Origin of the sequence: Bacillus sp. FSL K6-1106, assembly GCF_038005245.1 — a bacterium.
GTDB lineage: Bacteria > Bacillota > Bacilli > Bacillales > Bacillaceae > Bacillus > Bacillus altitudinis.
This window is the reverse complement of sequence record NZ_JBBOSV010000001.1, coordinates 984,578-1,001,622: the sequence shown is the minus strand read 5'-3', so window position 1 is coordinate 1,001,622 and position 17,045 is coordinate 984,578. Positions and strand designations below refer to the sequence as shown.

Sequence of the window (17,045 nt, the reverse complement as noted above, 5' to 3'; positions counted from 1 at the left end):
GTCCATAAGAGAAAAGGTTAACGACCTAAGGAGGAAGACTAATGAGTGACATTACTTTTTATTCATACCCAAGCTGCACGTCTTGCCGCAAAACAAAACATTGGTTAAAGGCGAATCAAATTGATTTTAAAGAGCGTCACCTTTTCAGAGAAACGCCAACACTAGACGAATTGAAAAAAATCCTGTCCTTAACAACAGAAGGAATGGATGAAATTTTAGCTACTCGAAGCCAAGCTTTTAAAAGCTTAAATTTAAATATTAATGATCTAAAAGTAAATGAGGTACTTCAGCTTCTCATTGAAAAACCAAAGCTGCTCCGGAGACCTATTATCATTGATGGAAATAAATTAGTGGTCGGCTATAATCCAGGGGAACTCATGAAAATTTCAAAAAAGAAAGCGATTCATCAATCGGTTTCCTAATCAAAAACGAAGATCAGCTGAATGATGTTTCAGCCGTCTTCGTTTTTGTGCTGAACTGGGCTAGCTGGGTTCGAACCAACGATCACGGAGTCAAAGTCCATTGCCTTACCACTTGGCTATAGCCCAATATGAAACGTGTAATGCTATTGTTCACCATCTGCGGTCATTTATACATAAAAGTTGGTTGTCACTAGTTGTAAGTGAAAAAGGAGCGAACGACAGAAATGAAAAATGAAAAATCTGAGCAATTATATGAATTTATTCTTAAAGAAGCCCCTGTCATGACCGAAGAATGGCTGAAAACAAGAACAGAAGAAGGCTCATTATATTCCAAACATGCTTCAGAGGAGACAGAAAAGAAGCTGAAAGAACAAAACACAGCATTTATCCAAACGATTGCAGCAACGTTAGTCACGCTATCAGATAAAGTAGAAGACCATCTAAAAAAGTGGTCAGTTGATATTGCCCGCGATCGAGCTGTTCATGAAGTACCTTTATATGAAATCATCGGACAATTTAAGGTGTTCCGCCACATTTTTTGTTCCAGAATTGAGACCTTTACACAACATACGGAGCTTGAAGTGACACTCAAAGATGTGTGCGATTGGAATCAGCATTTTCACGCCACATTTGATGACATGATTGCACGTTTATCAGAAGAGTATGACCGCGTGACAATCAATCAGCTTAATGCACAAAGAGAAATGATTCAAGAGCTTAGTGCGCCTGTTATTCCAGTTTCAAAAGAGATCGGTATTTTGCCGCTGATTGGTGAAATTGATACGTACAGGGCGAAAATCATTTTGGAATCAGTACTAGAACAGGCATCTAGACTGCGTCTAACCCATTTATTTATTGATATATCTGGCGTTCCCGTTGTTGATACGATGGTTGCTTATCAGCTGTTTAAAGTGGTTGATAGTGCGAAGTTGCTAGGAATTGAGACGATTATATCAGGCATTCGCCCAGAAATCGCTCAAACTGTAGTGAAACTCGGCATTGATTTCTCAAAAGTAAATACTGAACACAGCCTTGCAAAAGCTTTAGAAAAAAGAGGCTTTCGTATCTTTGAAGAGCAGCAGCAAGAAGCAACGTGAACCAAAAAAAGTTACTAGTAAAAGTAACGGGTCCGTTGACAAGGAGAAACAATATAATGAGCATATGAATGAGATGACCAATTCGCATACAGATTTGGTCTCTTTTTTTACCCATAAATCAGACACGAAAGGATATTCTTTATCTTCAAATCAGTAATCTATTAAGGAGGATTAAATTTGGAGACACCTCCTTGTAACAGATCATCCATAATGAAAGAACCAAATGAAATGATCATAAAAAGAGGTGCCAATAGCACTTCTTTTTTATTTTCTCCTCTGAACGGAACCCGTTGTTGTAAAAGTCAAATTTTTTGATATGTGCTTCTGTTATTTATAGATGAAATACACCTCAAATTGAACATTTTCACACCTTTTCAGTCATGAAAACCATGAAATACGCTTTTGTCAGGCACGTTGCGCCATCATACAATATGGTCACTGAAAGGAGTGAACCACTTGTATGGTATTGAATATTTGGGGCAAGAGCTGCTAGAAGAGGCGTGCCGCATGAGAGCATCTGATGTGCATATTGTTCCGAGAGAAAAGGAAGCTTCAGTCTCTTTTCGTGTAGACGCTGACCTCATTCAGCAGCGGATCATTGACAAAAAGAGCGGAGAGCGGCTCATTGCTCATTTCAAATTTTTATCTTCTATGGATATTGGTGAAAGAAGGAGACCACAAAATGGATCATTGGCTGTGATGCTAAGACGCGGTCAAGTGTTTGTTCGGCTCTCTACACTACCAACTGTAAATGATGAAAGTCTAGTGATTCGGATTTTACCGCAGGATCATGTGCCGAAAACAAAGTATTTGTCACTGTTCCCGAAGGCTTCAGCGAGATTATTATCGTTTCTGAATCATTCGCATGGGCTCATTTTATTTACAGGACCAACAAATTCAGGGAAAACGACAACACTTTATTCATTGATTCAGTTTGCCAAAAAACATTTTAATCGGAATATTATTACCCTTGAAGATCCTGTGGAAACAAGAAATGAAGAAGTGTTGCAGGTTCAAGTAAATGAAAAAGCTGGTATCACGTATGCGGCAGGTTTACGCGCTATTTTAAGACATGATCCAGATATGATTGTGCTTGGAGAAATAAGAGATGCAGAAACAGCGAGAACAGCTATTAGAGCAGCTTTGACAGGTCATTTAGTCATGAGCACACTGCACGCAAAGAATGCAAAAGGAGCTCTTTATCGAATGCTCGAATTTGGTGTGACGATGAATGAACTCGAACAAACAATGGTTGCCATTGCTGCTCAGCGGTTAATCGAACTCGCATGTCCATTTTGCGGCGAAACGTGTGAGCTTTATTGCAAACTAAATCGGCCAGTCAGACGAACAAATGTATTTGAATTGCTTTACGGAAAGGAGCTTGGTGAGTGTATCAAAGAGGCAAAAGGAGAATACGCTCATTCGTCATACGAAACACTGCAAAGGTTAATTCGGAAAGGAGTGGCACTCGGCTATTTATCAAAAAGCACATATCATCGCTGGGTTTATGAAGAAGCGAACCTCTAAAGCATGGTCTAAAAAAGAACAAGCTGAATTCTTATCGAAACTGGCTCAATTGATTCAAGCTGGATATACATTGGTTGAGGCATTAACGATGGTGAATATTCAGTTATCAAAAAAACAGCAACAGCGATTAACGCCAGGCATTCAGTGGCTGCTTGAAGGGGAGCCTTTTTACGTTGTACTTGAGCGACTTCATTTTCAGCGGGAAGCCGTCGCTATTCTTTGTTTTTCAGAGAAACATGGCAGCCTAGCGCGAGCTCTTGAACAAAGCGCCCGTTTTCTAGAGAAAAAAATCATGCAGGTTGACACATTCAAGCGTATGTTACGATATCCGATTTTTCTTATGTTTACGGTTTTTGTTGTGCTCATCATTGTTCAGCAAATGATCGTCCCTCAATTTTCTTTATTATATTCATCTATGAATACAAGCATGACATGGCTGATTCAAGGGATGTTTGGCCTCTTCCAATTCCTACACGCTTTGCTGCTCATGATCGGTTGTATATGTATCTGTCTTTTTGGATATTATGAGCTCTTTTTTAAGAAAAAATCGACCCTTGAGAAACTGAAAGTCATCAGCAGGCTACCGGTGGTATTTAAAGGGGTGCAGCTGATGCATACGTATCTTTTTTCCCTTCAGCTAAGCGGACTTCTTCAAGCTGGGTTATCGATTTACGAAAGTTTGCAAGCTTTTAAACAGCAGACCTATTTACCCTTCCTTCAAGAAATGTCTGAACAAATGATAGGGGAGTTAAGAAAAGGTGAGAGTATGGAACATCAAATAAGCCGGTCTCCTTTTTTCGAAAGGCATTTTGCGGCTGTCATTAAGCATGGGGAAGCAAGTGGGATGCTAGCAAGAGAGATGTACACATATAGTCAATTTCTTTTAGAGAATGCAGAATTAAAAATTGAAAAATGGGTTTCATGGCTGCAACCTGTCATCTATGGCTTAACAGCATTTCTTATACTCATTGTGTATTTATCTATTCTTTTACCAATGTATCAACTAATGGAACAAGTGTGAAAAGGAGGACTAAGGCATGAATGATAAAGGATTTACACTGTTAGAAATGTTAATTGTCATGCTTGTGATCTCCATTCTTTTATTGATCACCATTCCAAATATCACTCGGCATCATCAAAGCATTCAAGCAAAGGGCTGTGAAGGGCTGAAATCAATGGTGAGTACACAGGTAATGGCATATGAATTAGAGCATGACGGCAAGACGCCATCTTTAGCTGAATTAGAAAAAGAAGGCTATGTCAAAAAAGGATTAACTTGTCCGAATGGAAAAGCAATTTTCATTCAAAACGGCGATGTGAAAAATGAATAAATCGCTTTTCCAGGAGAAAGGATTTACACTCATTGAACAGCTCTTGATCGTCATGATTTTCTCTATCTTATTATCGATAATAGGTGGAAAAGTGCCCAATATATTAGAAAGTGCTGAAGCAAAAAAGCAAGTGAACTTGCTAAAACAAGATCTTCAATTGGCATCTTATACTGCATTTATTAAAAAAACACGAGTAACTGTTGAGTTTCACCCGCACGATGTATCTTATCAAGTCATCGAACAGAATAGTGAGCAGATCATTACTTCTAATCCACACAAAAAAGGCACCATCAAGCAATCTACATTTCAAAAAGGCCTTCACTTTAATAAAAACGGACATCCAAATAGCGGCGGTTCTCTCATTGTTCAATTTGGCAGTCAAATATATAAACTCACGATTTACTTAGGGAGCGGGCGGATTCATGTTCAGAAACAATAAAGGATTTAGTACGTTTGAGATGCTCTTTTCTTGCCACCTCTTTCTATTTGCTGCTCTTGTGCTCGTGCCATCCTTTGAAAAACTGACAATTGGGAAAGAAGAATTAAGGGCTAAACTGGAAGCTTATCAAATCTTACACGAGTATATGAATAAAGCTTTTATAGAAGGTCAAAATGAATCAAGTCCAAAGAAACGAGGCGAGATCACATATGAATTCATTTGGGGTCAGGAGAAGGGATGTGTTTCATACAAAGTACAAAAAAAGAAGACGCTTTGCTTTCGACATTTGGAGCGATGAACAAGGCTTTACACTCGCTCAAGCAATATGGCAATTGCAGCTATTTTTGCTGCTTTCTTTTGGCTGCATGCTGCTTTTATCAATTGTTGAAAAAGCTCATCCGTTTGCAGAAATCAACAAATTTTCGCAAATGGAGTGGAAACAAACGGTCCTGCAATTAGAGGAGGAGCTAAATTGTGCTGTCGCTGTAAGAGCGGTGAAAAATGGAACAGCACTGGAGTATATTTCAAATCAAGGGCGAGTGGTGACGATTGAGCCGTATCAAGAGATGCTTCGTAAACGAACGGATCAGGCAGGTCATCTCCCTTTATTACAAAAGGTGAAACAATTCTATGTAAGAACAAAAGAGCAAACCACCACTCTCCAAGTCACAGATGTATTTGGTCAAGTACATGAAGCTGTTTTTTTCACTTACAAAGGAGTGATTCCTAAAACGTGAAAAGAGAAGACGGGTTTATTTATCCCCACGTACTTACTGTCATACTTTTATTTTTATTGATTCTAGGCTCGATGACCATTGGGTTTCAAAAAGAGTTGAAAAGTGCAGAGCTCACGATTTCTTTTTATCAAAAACAGCAGTTATTTCGAATGGGACTAAATGAAGCTGCAAACAAATTAAATCGTATTTGTGATCAGCCATTGAGCCCAATTGTCACAGAAGAAGGTCGAGTGACGTTGAAGCGAATTGGGTGCGATGACAGAAAAAAGCTAGTCCGCCTCTTGGTTAACATCGAGACAAAGGGTGGTGTAACTGATGAGCGAGAACTAGAGATGAATAAGGAGACAGGAGAAATCAATCAATGGATCAGCACTTATTAGCGAGTGTATAAAACGGTACTCTTCTTGGTAACACTTTAAGGAAGAAGAGGTGAGTGTTCGATGAAGACAAATGATTATGTAAAATATATGACGCAGGAAATCATTAAATATATGAATACACCACGTGACGAGCGGAAAGAACATAAACAGGAAAAAATGGAGACAAAACCACCATTTTCTCAGCGTTTATTCGGTGTTCTGCCTTTTGGCTTCTCAATGATGCTAAAAAAACGTCAACGTCATCGACAAAAGTAAAAAGCCGCCAGCAGGCGGTTTTTTTCATGCCATTTTAGCTGTATTCTTCCACAACAATGACTTTATTGACCTTGTTCGAGTAAGGGTTATAGGAAATGGTGACATATACCCCAAATTCTTTGGCCTGATCTTTCAACGTAATATGATATTGCTTCACGGATTCTTTCTCCCGGTGCCGATCCCACACTTTTTGTTTGAATAAAACATGTGCTAACGGATACCGTTTTTTTGCTTCTTTGACTGCCCTTATTTCCCATTGATCTGCGGCAGCAGTGATTCCTTTTGCCTCAGCTAGATGGGCGCTTTGGATTAAAGGGCTTAACAGTAAACTGAGCATGATCATGATTCTTCCATATTTCAACTAACATCACCTCACCAATTATTATCCTGACCAAATCCTGCACTTTTATGTAAATTTTTAAGAAGTACAAATGTCACAGAAAAAAATATTGAATATGGCGAAAGAATGAGAAAATGGAAGAATTTTCTCGGTAATGTTCTTGTTTAAGAACAAAATGGACTAATTTGACGTTTTGGATTTTATAGGTAATTCCTTATACTGAGTGTAATCGTTCTTTTTAAAGAACAATTGTTCAAGGAGTTGAAAGATTCAATGAAACAGCCGCTCTTTGTACTATTTTGTGCTATTTGTTTGATTTTCACTTCTTTTTTTATTACGTCTACTAACGCTTCTTTTAACGATGTCGAGCATTCGAATTTTGTCATGAAAACATGTGAAAATTTCGAAGAGACAGATCAGCATTGCCAGCCAAAGAAATGGGATAGAAGTCATTTGAAACTGATCGATCAAACGATCATTGAGGGGACAGTCTGTGCGCCTCAAAAGCTGAGCATGTCACTAAAAAATATTGGACAACCCATCGCGCACTCTGAATGGAAGTGGGAACTACATAAAGTAGAGAGTGTTCAGATGCCATTACAAGATGGCCATGTTATTGAAAAAGGTGCTATACAGTCCCTCTCATCAGAAGAAATGACGACTGTCACGGCAGTTAAAGCAAAAACAAATGGAATCTATGTGTTTAAAATCTATTATCCTAAAGGGTTTGGTGGTTCTGAAAAGCCATTCTTTACGTCTCAACATATGCAGCTTTCGAATTGTCAAGAAAAGGCGTCCTAAATAGGGTTTGCCTGCTGAATGAAACATGATATGTAAAGGGGAGAAAGGTATGAAAAAGTGGATGAAAATGTCTGGGAGTATTCTTTACGCGCTGGTCTTCACGATGATGATTGTGTGTATTATTGTCGTGTTGTCATCAAGGACAACAGGCGGAGATCCTCAGATCTTTGGTTATGAGTTCAAGCAAGTATTATCTGGATCAATGGAACCGGAATTTTCGACTGGTTCATTGATTATTGTGAAACATGTCACCTCACCTGAAACACTCAAAAAAGGGGATATTATTACGTTTCAAACGAAGCAAGACCAATCCTTTGTGACTCACCGCATTGTTGGGGTGAAAGGAAAAGGAGTAAATAAAGCCTTTGAGACAAAAGGAGACCACAATATGTATCAAGACGGCACGCTCGTCAAAGCGAATCAAGTGACTGCGCAGTATACGGGCGTGAACATTCCTTATGCAGGAAAGCTTCTTTCGTATGCAGGAACTTCTGCTGGGACCGCTCTTTTGCTCATTATTCCAGGGGTGATGCTGCTTGTTTATTCAACCATTCATTTTGTTGGTGCTGCCAAACATCGAAGACATACGGCTGAGTTACACATGTCAGAGGAACAAGCATAAATTTTCGTTTGTAACCTAAATCAGGTTTCAATAAAACAATTTATTAGGGGGTTCAATCATGGCAATGAAAAAATCAATTCGTTTAGGTGTTTTATCGGGAGCGTTAGGTCTTGCTTTAATTGGCGGGGGAACGTGGGCTGCATTTAATGATGTTGAGACGGCAAACGCGGTCTACTCTACAGGAGAGCTGAATCTATCTGCAAAAGAGAATTCCGGCGCCATCAACCTTGCGAACATAAAACCCGGTGACCGTATAAAGAAGGAATTTAATTTTGAAAATAAAGGGTCTCTTGCAATTAATCAAGTGCTGATGAGTCTTGATTATAGCCAGTTTCAAGATGGAACATCAGCGAAGAATGGCGGGAAGAATACAGCTGAAGAATTCCTCAGCCAATTTCAGGTGAGTGTTCTAACGGTTGGAGCCGAAGGTGGGAATGGATACCCGAAAAATATTATTTTAGACCATGCAAACCTGCTTGACCTGCATCTATTAACGTCAAAGCAGGATCAGACCGCATTTGAAAAGCTTCGTCATGCCGTCGATGAGAAGTTTTTACATGAAAGTGGTAAAATTAATGTTGCCACTGTTGATGGATCAACAGCTCCAGAGTATGACGGCATTCCAAAGAATCCGTTTGATTACGATAAAATGGAAATGATCATTGAATTTGTCAATGACCAGACGAAGGATAAAGCGGGTAACTATATCCAAAATAAATACCAAGGCGATGCGATTCAAGTTGATCTTTCCTTCGAAGCGACTCAGTGGAATGGTTTAACGATCAATCCAAAAAAGCATACGGATGAAAAAGGCTACGTGAAAGAAAACGAAAAAGCACACAGCGAAGATAAAAAATAAAGTCAGTCTTTAGACTGATAACAAGATCTGCATAGCAATTGGAGGAGTATGCGCTAAAATATGCGCATTACTCCTCTTCTTGCTTTTTTTTCCAGATTTGATAATCTAAAAATTCACGAAATTGCTTTTTCGAAACCCCTGATGTCATTGCATCTCGAACTAGTTTTTCCCATTCACTATCTAATTGACCATCGTATTCGGTTTCATCATTTTCGTTTAACAGTGTATGAACCGAGACGTCCAGAACAGCGGAGACTTTTTCAAGAAATTGAATGGAGGGGTTTGTTTGCAAGTTTCTTTCTATTGAACTTAAATAAGACTTCGCTACCCCAGCCTTTTCGGCCAGTTCTGATAGTGAGTAGCCTTTTTCATTGCGGTATTGTTTAATACGCTGGCCAATCAATGTCATCACCTTCCTTTCGATATTATAGCACATTCAGAAAGGTTTGATAGAATGACTTCTTGCCATAGGGGGAGACTCAGAGGACTTTTCGCGTGATTTGAGAAAATGACGGACTTCTTCTACTGTTAGTCCTGCTTTGCGCGCTTCGCGTAATAATTGAACCCATTCACTGTCTAATAACTTCGTTTTCTTTTCCATACAAATACCCTCCTAAAATACTGAATCGTGTATTTCAGGCACTTAACGCATGAAATGGAAAAACACAGGTGATAAGACTTCATAGATTGCTTGCGTCATGTTTCCGCCCAATACAAACAGACAAACGTTGCTTTTGATTGATCGAAAATTTGATATCACATGAAAGGGAGGGAGACTCGCTAAGTCAGCCTCCTCTTTTTTGCTGTAAGTAAAAAAGTCCGCCATTTTCAATCGTAAGACTGATTTTTGGTTCGTATAAAGTTTTAAGTGCTTGTCTTTCTATTTCATATTCTACAGATGTGTCTGAAGTCCCTTCATAAAATTGGTTTAAAAGTTCCGAGTCTTCTTTCCACTTTTGAACAGCTCTTACCGCCCAATCATCCGGCTCTTCATTGGCATAACGTTCCATCAGGCTGTAAAGCCGTTTGACGCCGCTCTCTGGCTTAATCATCGTACTCATTGTGAAGCAATAATCAGGAATTTGAGACGATAGCTCACGCGCTTCCAGCTTCTCTTGAAATTGTTCGATGACTTCTCCGCGTATTAGATGCAGTCCAAGAGACAGCAGTTTGTCTTTTTTACGGTCTGCCAGATAGGATATTTTGACATTGAGACCAAGCCACGGCTCCAGTGCGATCTGGCTGTTTGTGAGCGGTCTGACTTTTTCGTACAGCCGAATAAAACGGCCTTGCTGTTTCACAACCTCGAATATTTGGAATAAACGAGGGGAGCCGAAGTGGACAAATTCTCCTTCGACCGAGTCATCAGCTTTTTTTTGATCGGTGATCAAAGTCAATTGCCGCGGCTCAGGTACGCCTCCCGTTTTTTCGAGCCAATGCCAATAAAAAGGACGGTTCATGATCAATTTATCCATTTCGATTGTCAGCTGTACGGTTAGGTGCCCTGCACTTTCTTCAAGTATGTCGCATTGATTTGCCTGAAAGAAACGGAGAAGAAATGTGTGAATCTCGCGCTGCTCCATTGGTCAACTCTCCTTTATGAACCTTGCTGTCTTTCTTCTAAAAGCGGTGTTTGTGCTTCTGTTAAATAGGAAGCAAATTGGGTTAATTTCTTTTTCATGTCTACGTCAGACTCGTGTTGGAAGAGAATTTGATGCAATTCTGTTTCAGCATCTTGGATATCAATTCGGGTTAAAATATCATCTAGATCACCAATGACGTTTTCAAACAGCTGAATTTTTTCATATAAAAGTTTTAAAATATGTTCTTCGACTGTCCCGCTAGTTGCCATATTGTAAATGTGGACATCCCGCTCTTGACCGAGCCGGTGAATACGTCCAATTCTTTGTTCCAAGCGCATTGGGTTCCACGGAAGGTCGTAGTTGATGATTTGGTTGCAAAACTGAAGGTTGATCCCTTCGCCGCCTGCTTCTGTCGCAATGAGCACTTGCGCCCGCTCTCTAAATAAATCTTTCATCCAGTCTTTTTTACTCCGTTTAAACCCGCCTCGAAAAGGAACCGAACTGATGCCGTTTTGTTGGAGAAACCATTGTAAATAAATTTGTGTCGCACGGTATTCAGTGAAGATAATGACTTTTTCATTTAATTGTTGAATGAGTTTAACGACTTCAAGTGCTTTAGAATTTTGTTCTACCTGGTTGATTTTCTCCATGATGTGCATCATCGCAGAAGCACCTAGAATGTGTTTTTCCTCTTCTTTCATTTTTTTAATGGTCATATAGACGGCCTCACGACTCGAACAGCATTCTCGTTCTAAGGTCATAATTGAAAACATGTGCTTCGTATAGGAAGGGTTTTCTTTTAACTTACAAATTTCATCATATAGTGCTTGTTCTGTCGGGGAGAAATCAATAGAAATCGTCTTTACATGCCGCTTTGACCATTCGATGCCAGTGTCTTGTCGCCGGTTCCGAATCATCACTTTATTGACTAACTGTTTTAGCCGGTCATGGTCCTCAAGTTGAAGGTCTTTTTTGGCAAAGAGGTCTTTAAACTGTGTTTCATTACCTAAATGGCCTGGCTTCAACAGAGAAACGAGATTAAAAATTTCTCCTATTCGATTTTGGATAGGTGTGGCTGTGAGCAGCAGGCAGAACTTTTTATTCAAATTTCTCACAAACTCATAGTTTTTCGTTTTGTTGTTTTTCAGTTTGTGTGCTTCATCAATAATGACCATATCGTAGGAGATGGATAAGATCGTGTCTCGATGTGGCTGTCTTTTGGCTGTATCAATTGAGGAAACCACAACATCGCACTGCTCCCACACATAGCTCTTCTTTTGCTCGACAGCATCTATGTAAAATTTCGTTCGCAGTTCTTGTACCCATTGGGACACAAGGGAGGCGGGTACGAGAATGAGAATCTTCTTGGCAAGTCCGCGAATCATGTATTCTTTGATAATCAGTCCTGCTTCAACGGTTTTTCCAAGACCCACTTCATCTGCTAAAATGGCTTTCCCATTCATCTCTTCTACGACTCTTCTAGCGACTTCGAGCTGGTGTTTTAAAGGAGTAAATGCAGGCAGGTGCGCAGGTGCTTGCAGTCCTTCAAATGAATCAATGGCTGTCACTTTTTGTACTTGTGCTGCTAAACGGTACATATCCCAATTCGCCCAGGGACCGTCTGCTGTAAGCCGCTTTTGAAATTCACTTGCCCATTTTTGATCAAATATCGTTTGAATATTCAATGTGACCGCCTGCCTTTCTGGTAGAGTGATGATAAAATCGTTCTGTTTTTAAACGCTTCATTTTTTCATAGCGATTTAAAAGATGTTATATATCAATAAAAGCGAACGATAATGAATGATTATTTTAAAAATGTTAATGATTTTTCTGTTGCTCTTCATCCATTTCTAATGGTAGGATGTTGGTAAGTGATCTAGAGAATAAGTCACCCATTTTGATAGTATGTCCAATAAAGGTGAAGAATATGAGCGGATGATGGTATGGGGAGAGACCTAGCGGTTATTTTGTACTGACAGGCGCCGAAGGAGCAAGCTGAATTGGTTCAGTGAATCTCTCAGGCAAAAGTACTCTTACCGGACGCAACTCTGGAGAGTGTTTGCGCAGCGATTTTTAGCAAACCACCAAAGGGGAAAACGCACAATGATGTTGTGCTGTAAACTTTCAGGTGCAAGGACAGAGACTTCTTTTTGATAAAAGGGAGCGCTCTGTCCTTTTTTGCTGTGATTTTTTTCTGAAAATTCAGCTTGTGATGTGCACTGTAAGAAAAAAGGGGGAAACGATTGATGTTGAAACGAACACCGCTTTTTCATGCGTATGAAACGTTTGGCGCAAAAACCATTGACTTCGGGGGCTGGGAATTACCTGTCCAATTTTCTTCCATTAAAGAAGAACATGAAGCTGTTCGAACAAAAGCAGGGCTGTTTGACGTGTCTCACATGGGTGAGGTGGAAGTCACAGGTCAGGGAGCCCTTCCTTTTTTACAAAGGTTATTAACCAATGATCTGTCAAAGCTGACAGACGGTAAGGCACTATATACAGCCATGTGTTATGAAGATGGCGGAACGGTGGATGATCTGCTTGTCTACCAAAAAGAAAAGAACAACTATTTGCTTGTGATCAATGCTTCAAATATTGAAAAAGATGTGGAGTGGCTGCTGAAACAGCAAGGTGAGGAAGACGTTTTCATTAAAAATGTCTCTGATCAAACCGCCTTGTTAGCCCTTCAAGGACCTCTTGCTGCTGACATCATCAAAGATGTTGCGGATGAAGAGGTAACATCACTGAAGCCATTTACGTTTTTATCAAAAGCGATAATTGCGCAAAAAGAGGTGCTTGTATCAAGAACCGGCTACACAGGAGAAGATGGCTTTGAAATCTACTGCCAGTCAGAAGATGCTGTTCACCTTTGGACCGCTTTATTAGAAGCCGGACTGCCGAAAGGACTGATCCCATGTGGACTCGGTGCACGTGACACCTTAAGATTTGAAGCAAGACTCCCGCTTTATGGCCAAGAGCTCACGAAGGATATTTCTCCTTTAGAAGGCGGCATTGGTTTTGCTGTTAAAACGGATAAAGAAGCAGATTTTATCGGAAAAGATGCACTTAAAAAACAAAAAGAAGAAGGACCGAAGCGAAAGCTTGTCGGGATTGAAATGATAGATAAGGGGATTCCGCGGACAGACTATCCGGTCTTCTCAGGAGATAAGCAGATTGGTGTAGTCACAACCGGTACACAATCTCCAACATTAAAGAAAAATATTGGGCTTGCCTTGATTGAAACATCAGAGGCGCAGCTTGGGACAGAAGTGGAAGTGCAAGTTCGTAAAAAACGTCTAAAAGCCAAAATCGTCGCTACACCATTTTATAAAAGAGCCAAATAACGAGGAGGAATAGAGGATGAAGCACAGGTATTTGCCGCAAACAGAGCAAGATCAAAAAGAAATGCTGGATGTCATCGGTGTTCAGTCAATTGATGAGCTTTTCTCAGATATCCCAGAGAAAGTCAGATTCAAAGGTGCGTACAACATCAAAGAAGCCGCATCTGAAACAGAGCTAGTGCGGGAATTGTCTCGTCTTGCTGCAAAAAATAAAGATACAGTGGCTTATGCCTCGTTTTTAGGTGCTGGTGTGTATGATCATTACCAGCCTGTGATTGTCGACCATGTGATTTCACGTTCTGAATTTTATACAGCGTACACACCTTATCAGCCTGAAATTTCTCAAGGTGAATTGCAAGCAATCTTTGAATTTCAAACAATGATCGCTGAGCTGACTGGCATGGATCTTGCCAACTCCTCGATGTATGATGGCGGAACGGCATTAGCTGAAGCGGCGATGCTGGCAGCAGGACATACAAAAAAGAAAAAGATTGTGGTATCTGAGACGGTTCATCCTGAATCAAGAGCGGTGCTGAAAACATATGCGAAAGGACAGCATATTGAAGTCGTCGAGGTACCTGCGCGAAAAGGTCAGACCGATCTAGCTGCATTAGAAGAAGCCGTCTGCGACGAAACAGCAGCGGTCCTTGTACAATACCCAAACTTCTTCGGTGTTGTTGAACCATTAAAGGACATTGAACCGATTGCGCATAAAGGGAAAAGTTTATTCGTCGTCTCAAGTAACCCGCTTGCACTTGGTTTACTGACACCACCAGGAAAGCTTGGGGCAGATATTGTCGTTGGTGATGCGCAGCCATTTGGCATTCCAGCTGCATTTGGCGGACCTCATTGTGGATATTTCGCTGTGACGAAAAAATTAATGCGGAAAGTGCCGGGGCGTTTAGTCGGGCAAACAGAAGACGAGAACGGGGTGCGAGGATTTGTGCTGACCCTTCAAGCGCGCGAGCAGCATATCCGAAGAGACAAAGCGACTTCAAATATTTGTTCAAACCAAGCATTAAATGCGTTAGCCGCTTCTGTTGCGATGACGGCGCTTGGGAAAACAGGCATCAAAGACATTGCCTATCAAAACGTACAAAAGGCCCATTATGCCAAGACGCAGGCAGAAAAACATGGGTTACAGGCTGAAATAGAGGGTGCTCATTTTAATGAATTTGTGTTGAAACTGAATGAACCTGTGAAAGAAGCGAATGAGCGATTGCTTAAAAAAGGAATCATCGGCGGATATGACTTGGGACGGGATTATCCAGAGCTTCAGCAGCATATGCTCGTCGCTGTGACAGAACTAAGAACAAAAGAAGAAATTGATACGTTCATCAAGGAATTGGGGGATCGTCATGAATAAACAAGATCAGCCGCTTATTTTTGAATTATCCAAAGAAGGAAGAATTGGTTACAGCCTGCCTGATTTAGACGTACCTGAGGAGAAGCTCCCAAATTTATTTGATGAAACGTATATCCGCCATGAAGATGCGGAGCTGCCAGAGGTTTCTGAACTGGATATTATGCGTCACTACACAGCATTATCTAGGCGTAATCACGGGGTCGATTCTGGCTTTTATCCTCTAGGCTCTTGTACGATGAAATATAATCCAAAGATTAACGAAAAGGTGGCACGTCTTGCAGGTTTCTCGAACGTGCATCCACTTCAAGAGGCAGACACTGTGCAAGGTGCATTAGAGTTACTTTATGATTTAGGTGACCATTTAGAAGAAATTACAGGAATGGACGCCGTGACATTACAGCCTGCGGCAGGAGCACATGGCGAATGGACGGGGCTCATGATGATTCGTGCATACCATGAAGCAAGAGGAGATCTTAAACGAACAAAAGTCATCGTGCCTGATTCTGCTCATGGAACAAATCCCGCATCTGCAACAGTAGCAGGATTTGAAACGATTACGGTGGCATCTAATGAACATGGGCTTGTCGATTTAGACGACCTGCGCCGTGTTGTCAATGAAGAAACGGCGGCTCTCATGCTCACAAATCCAAATACACTCGGCCTTTTTGAAGAAAATATTTTAGAAATGGCTGAAATCGTCCACGGAGCAGGCGGGAAGCTTTATTATGATGGAGCGAACTTAAATGCTGTATTAAGCAGAGCAAGACCGGGGGATATGGGATTTGATGTGGTTCACTTAAATCTTCATAAAACCTTTACAGGTCCACACGGAGGAGGAGGCCCTGGTTCAGGTCCAGTTGGCGTGAAAAAGGATTTGATTCCATATTTGCCAAAGCCAGTGCTTGTGAAGAAAGAAGGTCGTTATTTCTTTGATTACGATCGTCCAGAATCCATCGGCCGTGTGAAACCGTTCTATGGCAACTTTGGCATCAATGTCAGAGCGTATGCGTATATCCGCTCTATGGGACCAGACGGCTTAAAGGCTGTAACGGATCATGCGGTGTTGAATGCAAACTATATGATGCGCCGCTTATGTGCTCATTATGATTTGCCATTTGACCGCCACTGTAAGCATGAATTTGTCCTTTCAGGTAAACGTCAAAAGAAACTAGGTGTGCGGACACTTGATATTGCCAAACGATTACTTGATTTTGGCTATCATCCGCCAACGATTTACTTCCCGCTAAATGTAGAGGAATGTATCATGATTGAACCAACTGAAACAGAATCAAAAGAAACCCTTGATGCATTTATTGAAGCGATGATTCAAATTGCAAAAGAAGCGGAAGAGAACCCAGAAATCGTACAGGAAGCACCACATACAACCGTTGTGAAACGAATGGATGAAACAAAGGCTGCACGGAATCCAGTGCTGGTTTTTGAAAGAAAATAAAAAGACTCATGGGGGCATTTAGCTCCCAGAGTCTTTTTTGTTAGTTCTTTGTTTTAATGCGGCCGCCCCATTTTTTAAAGCCGCCCTTTAAATTATAAATCTCACGACAGCCATTTTTACGTAACGTTTGAGCAGCTTTTCCGCTTCTCAAATTATTTTGGCAATAGAGATAAACAGGCTTGTCAGGGCGTATTTCATTTTTGCGCTGCTTTAATTGTGAAAGGGGAATGTTTCTTGCGCCTAAAATATGTCCACCTTCAAACTCATTTGGTTCTCTCACATCAATGAGTTGGGCTTTGCGGTAACCTTTGATAAATTCTGCTTCCGTCAGCGTTTTCATTATGCGCTGCTGATAAATGTAACTGCCGATGGAATAAAGAACGAAAAGTCCACAAAGTGAGAGGACGATATAGTTGAATATTGGCAATACGACTCGACTCCTTCTTGAGCATCAGCACAGTCACCTGTCTGATGGTACGTTTTAGACAAATA

22 protein-coding genes, 1 tRNA gene and 2 riboswitches are annotated in these 17,045 nt (G+C 40.7%); of the genes, 16 read left to right on the top strand and 7 right to left on the bottom strand.

Annotation, left to right across the window (positions count from 1 at the left end):
- Positions 1 to 41 precede the first annotated feature (41 nt).
- Positions 42 to 422, top strand: a complete 381-nt coding sequence (locus MHI20_RS05205; RefSeq protein ID WP_007501232.1) for a Spx/MgsR family RNA polymerase-binding regulatory protein — start codon at positions 42 to 44, stop codon at positions 420 to 422.
- A gap of 55 nt (positions 423 to 477) precedes the next feature.
- Here MHI20_RS05205 and MHI20_RS05200 read toward each other — a convergent pair.
- Positions 478 to 548, bottom strand: a tRNA-Gln gene (locus MHI20_RS05200).
- 98 nt (positions 549 to 646) lie between these two features.
- Here MHI20_RS05200 and MHI20_RS05195 point away from each other — a divergent pair.
- The 9 genes from MHI20_RS05195 (at position 647) to MHI20_RS05155 (ending at position 6,188) form a co-directional block, all read left to right on the top strand.
- Positions 647 to 1,519, top strand: a complete 873-nt coding sequence (locus tag MHI20_RS05195) for an STAS domain-containing protein (RefSeq protein ID WP_041506953.1) — start codon at positions 647 to 649, stop codon at positions 1,517 to 1,519.
- 456 nt (positions 1,520 to 1,975) lie between these two features.
- A complete protein-coding gene (gene comGA / locus MHI20_RS05190) occupies positions 1,976 to 3,046 on the top strand; it encodes a competence type IV pilus ATPase ComGA (protein ID WP_024718839.1) in 1,071 nt (356 codons plus the stop codon).
- On the top strand, positions 3,027 to 4,067 hold the full coding sequence (comGB, locus tag MHI20_RS05185; protein WP_041506954.1) for a competence type IV pilus assembly protein ComGB: 1,041 nt from the start codon (positions 3,027 to 3,029) through the stop codon (positions 4,065 to 4,067). Before comGA ends, comGB begins: the two co-directional genes overlap by 20 nt.
- Positions 4,068 to 4,083: 16 nt before the next feature.
- Positions 4,084 to 4,377 carry a competence type IV pilus major pilin ComGC gene (gene comGC, locus MHI20_RS05180; protein ID WP_008342186.1) on the top strand — a complete coding sequence of 98 codons (294 nt, stop codon included), beginning with the start codon at positions 4,084 to 4,086 and terminating at the stop codon, positions 4,375 to 4,377.
- Entirely contained in the window at positions 4,370 to 4,816 is a 447-nt protein-coding gene (gene comGD / locus MHI20_RS05175; protein WP_041506955.1) for a competence type IV pilus minor pilin ComGD, read from the top strand. The genes comGC and comGD overlap by 8 nt, the downstream gene beginning before the upstream one ends.
- Positions 4,800 to 5,114, top strand: coding sequence for a competence type IV pilus minor pilin ComGE (comGE, locus tag MHI20_RS05170; protein ID WP_041506956.1), 315 nt, complete (start codon positions 4,800 to 4,802; stop codon positions 5,112 to 5,114). The genes comGD and comGE overlap by 17 nt, the downstream gene beginning before the upstream one ends.
- Positions 5,056 to 5,553 (top strand): competence type IV pilus minor pilin ComGF, encoded by a 498-nt coding sequence (gene comGF, locus MHI20_RS05165; RefSeq protein WP_041506957.1) that lies wholly within the window; start codon positions 5,056 to 5,058, stop codon positions 5,551 to 5,553. The genes comGE and comGF overlap by 59 nt, the downstream gene beginning before the upstream one ends.
- Positions 5,550 to 5,933 (top strand): competence type IV pilus minor pilin ComGG, encoded by a 384-nt coding sequence (locus MHI20_RS05160; protein WP_041506958.1) that lies wholly within the window; start codon positions 5,550 to 5,552, stop codon positions 5,931 to 5,933. The genes comGF and MHI20_RS05160 overlap by 4 nt, the downstream gene beginning before the upstream one ends.
- 60 nt (positions 5,934 to 5,993) lie before the next feature.
- Positions 5,994 to 6,188 (top strand): YqzE family protein, encoded by a 195-nt coding sequence (locus MHI20_RS05155; RefSeq protein WP_008342191.1) that lies wholly within the window; start codon positions 5,994 to 5,996, stop codon positions 6,186 to 6,188.
- Positions 6,189 to 6,222: 34 nt separating this feature from the next.
- Here the strand turns inward: MHI20_RS05155 and MHI20_RS05150 are convergent, their stop codons facing one another.
- Positions 6,223 to 6,549 carry a DUF3889 domain-containing protein gene (locus tag MHI20_RS05150; RefSeq protein ID WP_045034370.1) on the bottom strand — a complete coding sequence of 109 codons (327 nt, stop codon included), beginning with the start codon at positions 6,547 to 6,549 and terminating at the stop codon, positions 6,223 to 6,225.
- A gap of 252 nt (positions 6,550 to 6,801) precedes the next feature.
- On the opposite strand from MHI20_RS05150, the gene tapA reads away from it, so the two are divergent.
- From tapA to tasA, 3 genes are read left to right on the top strand one after another with little or no spacing between them, the layout of a single operon-like run.
- Positions 6,802 to 7,329, top strand: coding sequence for an amyloid fiber anchoring/assembly protein TapA (tapA, locus tag MHI20_RS05145; RefSeq protein ID WP_146271109.1), 528 nt, complete (start codon positions 6,802 to 6,804; stop codon positions 7,327 to 7,329).
- 49 nt (positions 7,330 to 7,378) lie between these two features.
- Positions 7,379 to 7,951: a signal peptidase I SipW gene (gene sipW, locus MHI20_RS05140; RefSeq protein WP_058336655.1), complete on the top strand. Its 573-nt coding sequence runs from the start codon at positions 7,379 to 7,381 to the stop codon at positions 7,949 to 7,951.
- Between the two features lie 58 nt (positions 7,952 to 8,009).
- Positions 8,010 to 8,810, top strand: a complete 801-nt coding sequence (gene tasA / locus MHI20_RS05135) for a biofilm matrix protein TasA (RefSeq protein ID WP_008342195.1) — start codon at positions 8,010 to 8,012, stop codon at positions 8,808 to 8,810.
- A 67-nt stretch (positions 8,811 to 8,877) separates the two neighbouring features.
- Here tasA and sinR read toward each other — a convergent pair whose 3' ends face one another.
- From sinR to MHI20_RS05115, 4 genes are all read right to left on the bottom strand, one after another.
- Positions 8,878 to 9,213 (bottom strand): transcriptional regulator SinR, encoded by a 336-nt coding sequence (gene sinR, locus MHI20_RS05130; protein WP_017357978.1) that lies wholly within the window; start codon positions 9,211 to 9,213, stop codon positions 8,878 to 8,880.
- A 33-nt stretch (positions 9,214 to 9,246) separates the two neighbouring features.
- Positions 9,247 to 9,411, bottom strand: a complete 165-nt coding sequence (locus MHI20_RS05125; RefSeq protein ID WP_008342197.1) for an anti-repressor SinI family protein — start codon at positions 9,409 to 9,411, stop codon at positions 9,247 to 9,249.
- Positions 9,412 to 9,595: 184 nt separating this feature from the next.
- Positions 9,596 to 10,393 carry a YqhG family protein gene (locus MHI20_RS05120; RefSeq protein WP_007501215.1) on the bottom strand — a complete coding sequence of 266 codons (798 nt, stop codon included), beginning with the start codon at positions 10,391 to 10,393 and terminating at the stop codon, positions 9,596 to 9,598.
- Positions 10,394 to 10,407: 14 nt separating this feature from the next.
- Entirely contained in the window at positions 10,408 to 12,078 is a 1,671-nt protein-coding gene (locus MHI20_RS05115; protein WP_340937043.1) for a DEAD/DEAH box helicase, read from the bottom strand.
- A gap of 250 nt (positions 12,079 to 12,328) precedes the next feature.
- A riboswitch (glycine riboswitch) is annotated at positions 12,329 to 12,436 on the top strand.
- A gap of 3 nt (positions 12,437 to 12,439) precedes the next feature.
- Positions 12,440 to 12,535: riboswitch (glycine riboswitch) on the top strand.
- A gap of 104 nt (positions 12,536 to 12,639) precedes the next feature.
- On the opposite strand from MHI20_RS05115, the gene gcvT reads away from it, so the two are divergent.
- From gcvT to gcvPB, 3 genes are read left to right on the top strand one after another with little or no spacing between them, the layout of a single operon-like run.
- Positions 12,640 to 13,737: a glycine cleavage system aminomethyltransferase GcvT gene (gene gcvT, locus MHI20_RS05110; RefSeq protein ID WP_340937041.1), complete on the top strand. Its 1,098-nt coding sequence runs from the start codon at positions 12,640 to 12,642 to the stop codon at positions 13,735 to 13,737.
- 16 nt (positions 13,738 to 13,753) lie between these two features.
- Positions 13,754 to 15,100 carry an aminomethyl-transferring glycine dehydrogenase subunit GcvPA gene (gene gcvPA, locus MHI20_RS05105; protein WP_338703635.1) on the top strand — a complete coding sequence of 449 codons (1,347 nt, stop codon included), beginning with the start codon at positions 13,754 to 13,756 and terminating at the stop codon, positions 15,098 to 15,100.
- On the top strand, positions 15,093 to 16,553 hold the full coding sequence (gene gcvPB / locus MHI20_RS05100) for an aminomethyl-transferring glycine dehydrogenase subunit GcvPB (protein WP_256688506.1): 1,461 nt from the start codon (positions 15,093 to 15,095) through the stop codon (positions 16,551 to 16,553). The genes gcvPA and gcvPB overlap by 8 nt, the downstream gene beginning before the upstream one ends.
- Positions 16,554 to 16,593: 40 nt before the next feature.
- Here gcvPB and MHI20_RS05095 read toward each other — a convergent pair whose 3' ends face one another.
- Positions 16,594 to 16,974 (bottom strand): rhodanese-like domain-containing protein, encoded by a 381-nt coding sequence (locus MHI20_RS05095; protein ID WP_024718853.1) that lies wholly within the window; start codon positions 16,972 to 16,974, stop codon positions 16,594 to 16,596.
- Between the last annotated feature and the right edge of the window lie 71 nt (positions 16,975 to 17,045).

Coding starts and splice junctions, on each gene's coding strand:
- MHI20_RS05155 (WP_008342191.1), top strand. CDS start 5,994: ATGAAGACAAATGATTATGTAAAATATATGACGCAGGAAATCATTAAA.
- comGB (WP_041506954.1), top strand. CDS start 3,027: ATGAAGAAGCGAACCTCTAAAGCATGGTCTAAAAAAGAACAAGCTGAA.
- MHI20_RS05120 (WP_007501215.1), bottom strand. CDS start 10,393: ATGGAGCAGCGCGAGATTCACACATTTCTTCTCCGTTTCTTTCAGGCA.
- MHI20_RS05195 (WP_041506953.1), top strand. CDS start 647: ATGAAAAATGAAAAATCTGAGCAATTATATGAATTTATTCTTAAAGAA.
- MHI20_RS05125 (WP_008342197.1), bottom strand. CDS start 9,411: ATGGAAAAGAAAACGAAGTTATTAGACAGTGAATGGGTTCAATTATTA.
- sipW (WP_058336655.1), top strand. CDS start 7,379: ATGAAAAAGTGGATGAAAATGTCTGGGAGTATTCTTTACGCGCTGGTC.
- gcvPA (WP_338703635.1), top strand. CDS start 13,754: ATGAAGCACAGGTATTTGCCGCAAACAGAGCAAGATCAAAAAGAAATG.
- gcvPB (WP_256688506.1), top strand. CDS start 15,093: ATGAATAAACAAGATCAGCCGCTTATTTTTGAATTATCCAAAGAAGGA.
- gcvT (WP_340937041.1), top strand. CDS start 12,640: ATGTTGAAACGAACACCGCTTTTTCATGCGTATGAAACGTTTGGCGCA.
- comGE (WP_041506956.1), top strand. CDS start 4,800: ATGTTCAGAAACAATAAAGGATTTAGTACGTTTGAGATGCTCTTTTCT.
- comGC (WP_008342186.1), top strand. CDS start 4,084: ATGAATGATAAAGGATTTACACTGTTAGAAATGTTAATTGTCATGCTT.
- comGD (WP_041506955.1), top strand. CDS start 4,370: ATGAATAAATCGCTTTTCCAGGAGAAAGGATTTACACTCATTGAACAG.
- tasA (WP_008342195.1), top strand. CDS start 8,010: ATGGCAATGAAAAAATCAATTCGTTTAGGTGTTTTATCGGGAGCGTTA.
- MHI20_RS05205 (WP_007501232.1), top strand. CDS start 42: ATGAGTGACATTACTTTTTATTCATACCCAAGCTGCACGTCTTGCCGC.
- tapA (WP_146271109.1), top strand. CDS start 6,802: ATGAAACAGCCGCTCTTTGTACTATTTTGTGCTATTTGTTTGATTTTC.